The following is a 4,362-nucleotide window of genomic DNA, read 5'->3' as shown; positions in this document are numbered from 1 at the left end:
AGCACGACCGGCCCCCGCCGCCCGCCGCTGTGGGCAGGGAGATCCAGCACCGGCTGGAGGACGGTGGCCGCAGCATCGGCCTGACCTTCGACGACGGACCGGATCCGACCTGGACGCCCCGGGTGCTGGACCTGCTGAAGCAGCATCACGCCAAGGCCGTGTTCTGCATGATCGGGCCCAGGGCGGCGGCGGACCCGGCGCTGGTACGGCGGATCGTCGCCGAGGGCCACCGGCTGTGCGACCACTCGGTGCACCACGACGAGAAGCAGTCCAGCCGGTCCGACGACTACAACCTGCACGAGATCGTCGACGCCCAGCAGGAGATCGCCACGGCGGCCGGCTCCGGCGGCGACCTCTGGTACTACCGGGCGCCGGGCGGCGACTTCACCCCGAAGATACGGACCATGGCCGCCTCGCACGGTCTGCGCCCGCTGGGCTGGCAGGTCGACTCCCAGGACTGGCGGCTGCCCGGCGCCCCGGCGATCCTGCACACCGTGCTCTCGGAGCTGAAGCCCGGCCGGATCGTGCTGCTGCACGACGGCGGCGGCGACCGTTCCCAGACGGTGGCCGCGCTGGCCGAGCTGCTGGACCGGCTGGACAAGGAGGGCTGGACGTACAGCTTCCCGCGCCGCTGACGGTACGGGGCCGGCTCCGGCACCGGCCGGCCCCCGCAGCCGGGCCGGAGTCCCTACTGTTGGCCCCATGGGCGATCAGGAGCAGCAGACCCCCGCGGAGCCGGTGACGGAGATCGAGGCCGTCGTCACCCTGCAGATCCGCGTCACCGACTGGGCCGCGCTGCGGGCCGCCGGCCACCGTGCGGTGCACGGCGTCCGCTTCGTGGGCAACGATCCCGACGCCCAGCGCGCCGCCATGGCGGCGGAGGTCGACGAGGGGCCGCAGGGCGCCCTCAATGTGCTGCTCGACCCGGACCAGCTGCTGGAGGGCATCCCCGGGGTGGAGCTGCTCGGCGGCGCCCTCACCACCCGGCCGGCCGACGAGGTCGAGCCGGACTTCACCGAGCTCTTCCCGCTGGATGTCCCGCCGGAGGCGGCTGAGGGCCCCGGGGAGGGTTGGCTGCTGACCCCGCGTACGGCCTGCCTGCTGTTCGAGCAGCTCTCGGCGCTGGCCGACGCCGCCTATGACGACGTGGAGGAGTACGCCGGAGCCCCGGTGCTGGCGGGGGAGGAGCACGAGTGGGCGGTGCTGGGCCGACTGCCCAGGCTGACCTGGAAGCAGGACGTGCCGTGGCGGCGGGAGATGGCCAGGTCATTCGACGACCTCGCGGGGGACCTGGCCGACGGACGGTGGCCGGAGCCGCGCTGCCCCGCCGAGGAGCTGGCCCTGGAGCTGGCGCTGGCGGACGCCGCCGCGGCGCTGGAGGACGAGCCCGACCACATCGCCGAACTGATGGACGGCCTGCCGGCGCACCCCTTCGACTACGACTGGGCCGCCTGCCGGGAGTGCTTCCCCCGGCACCGGCACGTGCTGCTGCTGGACGATCCCGAACTGGACGGCATCGAGGACCCCGACTCCGAGGCCAACCGGGAGCTGGGCCTCGGCGACCTGCGGCCGCCGGCGTGGTTCACGCCCTTCGCCGACGCCGGCCCGCGGGATCCGGAACGGGGTTTCCGCCGCTGAGAGCGGGCACTCGCCGAACGGCCGCTGAAACCGGGCACCCGCCGGATCGCGTCCTACCCTGTGTCGGAGCGCTACCGAAAGGCAGGACCGCGTCATGGGAGTCGTCGCCTGGATCGTCCTCGGACTGGTCGCCGGAGCCGTCGCCAAGATCATCCTGCCGGGCCGCGACCCCGGTGGCCTGATCGTCACCACCCTGATCGGCGTGGCCGGGTCGTTCGTCGGCGGCTGGGCGTCGGCCAGGTTCCTGGACCGCCCGATCAGCCGGCACTTCTTCGACCTGCCCACCTGGATCGCGGCGGTGGCCGGATCACTGGTGCTGCTGATCGCCTACCGGATCCTCTTCGGCAACTCCCGCGACTGAGCGGCCCGGCCCCGGGGGAGCCGGGCGGGTCCGCTCAGCCGGCGTTGAGGAGGGAGCGGATCGACCGTTTGAGGGCGTCCGTGAAGGCCTCCCGGACGGTGGCGTCGACCAGGTCGAGCGAGAGGTAGGGGTTGAGGTCCTCCAGCTCGACCAGCAGCAGCCGCCCGTCGCGGGTGCGGCAGGCGTCCACCCGCTGGATGCCGTGGTCGAGGGTGTTCCAGTCGACGAACCCCTGGGCGAAGTCCAGGTCGGCGGGCTCGGGCCGGTAGGGCACCAGCTCCCAGCGGCGGGCCGGATCGGGGGCGTGCAGGGCGTACTGGAAGACCCGGTCCACGAAGTAGAACGACACCTCGTAGCGGAAGTCGACCAGCGGCTGGACCAGCATCCCGTCGAGCGGCAGCACCGGTCCGTGGAGGTCGTCCGCGGTGACGATCCGCATGCCCAGGGAGTCGGCGCCCAGCTCCGGCTTGACCACGTACTCCGCCGCCGGGGGGAGCCGGTCGAGGTGGTCCCGGCGGTCGACGGTGGGGATCACCGGGTGGCCGGCGGCGGTGAGGTCGACCAGGTACCGCTTGCCCGCCATGTCGCCGCGCCCGTGCAGCGGGTTGAGCAGCCGGGTGCCGAGGGCCGCGGCCCGGGCCCGGAACTCCTCGTAGGCGGTGCGGTAGTGGATCACCGGGCCGCTGTTGCGGACCAGGACCAGGTCGAAGGAGTCCATCAGCCGCACCGCGTCCAGCGGGTGGCACAGGGCGACGGTGAAGTCCTCGCGCAGCCGGGCGGAGAGCAGGGTGTCCTCGTCGCCGTACCGCCGCCCGCGGGCCGGGTAGGTGAGGTCGGTGACGAGCAGGACCGCGGGTCTGCGGCTGGGACCGGCGGTCATACCGGGCTCCTTTCCGGTGGGCCGGAACGGGTCACCGGCCCACCGCATGGATACCATCCGGCCGCCGCCCGGCCGCGGCCAGGGCTACGCGGGGTGCTCCGCGGTCATCCGCAGAAAGCACTCGGCCGCGGCGGCGGCCACTTCGCCCAGCGCGCCCGGCTCCTCGAAGAGATGGGTGGCGCCGGGTACCACGGTGATCCGGTGCGGGCCCGTGAGCCGCTCGGCGGCCTCCTGGTTGAGCCGCAGCACCTGGCGGTCCTCGCCGCCGACCAGCAGCAGCACCGGTGCCCGTACCCGGCCCAGCGCCTCGGCGGCCAGATCGGGCCGGCCGCCGCGGGAGACCACCGCCCGCACCTTCAGCGGCCGCTCCGCCGCCGCGACCAGCGCGGCCGCAGCGCCGGTGCTGGCACCGAAGAGGCCCAGCGGGAGGGGGGCGGTGTCGGGCCGCCGGTCGAGCAGGTCCACGGCGGCGACCAGGCGGCGGCTGAGGCCGGTCAGCTTGAGCAGCCTGGCCACCGGCCCGCCGACTCCGCGCAAGAACAGCCGCCCGCCGTACCGGTCGGCCTGATTGCGCGGGCCCGGACGAGGACGCCCAGACCCGAGCAGTCCATGAACGTCACCTCCGACAAGTCGGGCACCACCTCCCGGTGCGCCTCGAGCGCGGCGGCCAGCCGGCGGCGAAGCCGCGGGGCGGTGGCGAAGCCGCGGGGCGGTGGCGAGGTCGATCTCGCCACCGGTCCTCACCACGAACGGTGCCGGTCGCCCATCACTCACGGCCTCGTCGGCCGGTACCGGCCGAGTGGACCGGGGGGCGCAGGGCCGGCGGGAAGGTTTCGCGCCGCCCGCCCGGCGGGTGCGGGTGGCGAGGAACGGCACAGGGGCGCGGTCAGGCCCGGATCTCCTTGCGGCTTCCGCTGTGGCTGATGGCGATCTTGCGGGGCTTGGCCTTCTCGGCGACCGGGATCTTCAGGGTCAGCACGCCGGAGTCGTAGTCGGCTGTGATCCCCTCGGGGTCGAGCGTGTCGGAGAGCATGACCTGCCGGGAGAACACGCCGAGCGGGCGCTCGGACAGCTCCCACTTCACGTCTTCGCCCTCGTGACGGGGACGCCGTTCGGCCTTGACGGTAAGCATGTTCCGCTCGACGTCGATGTCGATCGCCTCCGGGTCCACGCCCGGCAGGTCGAAGCAGATCACGTACTCGTCGCCGGCGCGGTAGGCGTCCAGCGCATCGAGGTCGGCCTGGACCACGTGCCCGTCATGCCGAAGAACTGCTGGGTCAGCCGGTCCAGCTCGCGGAACGGATCGGTGCGCATCAGCATCGCGAAACACCTCCACTGATAGATGGGTGCCAGTGCGCTTCACCTCAATCCGTTCTAGCATGTCGTCCATCGGATGACAAATCACAGAGTCGTCAAAGAAGTGACACCGAGGGGAAAGCGGCCCGAAGCATCCGCCCCCTGCGGCGCACCGCCGGCCGGACCG

At 73.1% G+C, this 4,362-nt stretch carries 5 protein-coding genes and 2 pseudogenes; 3 read left to right on the top strand and 4 right to left on the bottom strand.

Going from position 1 to position 4,362, the window contains the following annotated elements:
- The 3 genes from AOK09_RS17305 to AOK09_RS17295 all read left to right on the top strand — a co-directional run.
- On the top strand, positions 1–635 hold a 635-nt coding region (locus AOK09_RS17305), incomplete at its 5' end, for a polysaccharide deacetylase family protein (RefSeq protein ID WP_245687332.1).
- Between the two features lie 67 nt (positions 636–702).
- Positions 703–1,638: a hypothetical protein gene (locus AOK09_RS37875; protein ID WP_055588111.1), complete on the top strand. Its 936-nt coding sequence runs from the start codon at positions 703–705 to the stop codon at positions 1,636–1,638.
- A gap of 94 nt (positions 1,639–1,732) precedes the next feature.
- Complete coding sequence (locus AOK09_RS17295) at positions 1,733–1,999, top strand: GlsB/YeaQ/YmgE family stress response membrane protein (protein ID WP_055588110.1); 267 nt, start codon at positions 1,733–1,735, stop codon at positions 1,997–1,999.
- Between the two features lie 34 nt (positions 2,000–2,033).
- Here the strand turns inward: AOK09_RS17295 and AOK09_RS17290 are convergent, their stop codons facing one another.
- From AOK09_RS17290 to AOK09_RS17280, 4 genes and pseudogenes are all read right to left on the bottom strand, one after another.
- Positions 2,034–2,879, bottom strand: a complete 846-nt coding sequence (locus tag AOK09_RS17290; RefSeq protein WP_055588109.1) for an ATP-grasp domain-containing protein — start codon at positions 2,877–2,879, stop codon at positions 2,034–2,036.
- 84 nt (positions 2,880–2,963) lie between these two features.
- Positions 2,964–3,368, bottom strand: a pseudogene (locus tag AOK09_RS17285) (dienelactone hydrolase family protein); the annotation flags it as partial.
- Between the two features lie 5 nt (positions 3,369–3,373).
- Entirely contained in the window at positions 3,374–3,520 is a 147-nt protein-coding gene (locus tag AOK09_RS43690) for an STAS domain-containing protein (protein WP_407675412.1), read from the bottom strand.
- 245 nt (positions 3,521–3,765) lie between these two features.
- Positions 3,766–4,199 (bottom strand): annotated as a pseudogene (locus AOK09_RS17280) (Hsp20/alpha crystallin family protein).
- Positions 4,200–4,362: the final 163 nt, after the last annotated feature.

It is taken from the genome of Peterkaempfera griseoplana, assembly GCF_001418575.1.
In the GTDB taxonomy this organism is placed as follows: Bacteria; Actinomycetota; Actinomycetes; order Streptomycetales; family Streptomycetaceae; genus Peterkaempfera; species Peterkaempfera griseoplana.
Note: the sequence above shows the minus strand (reverse complement) of the source record. Positions and strands in the feature narration are given on the sequence as shown.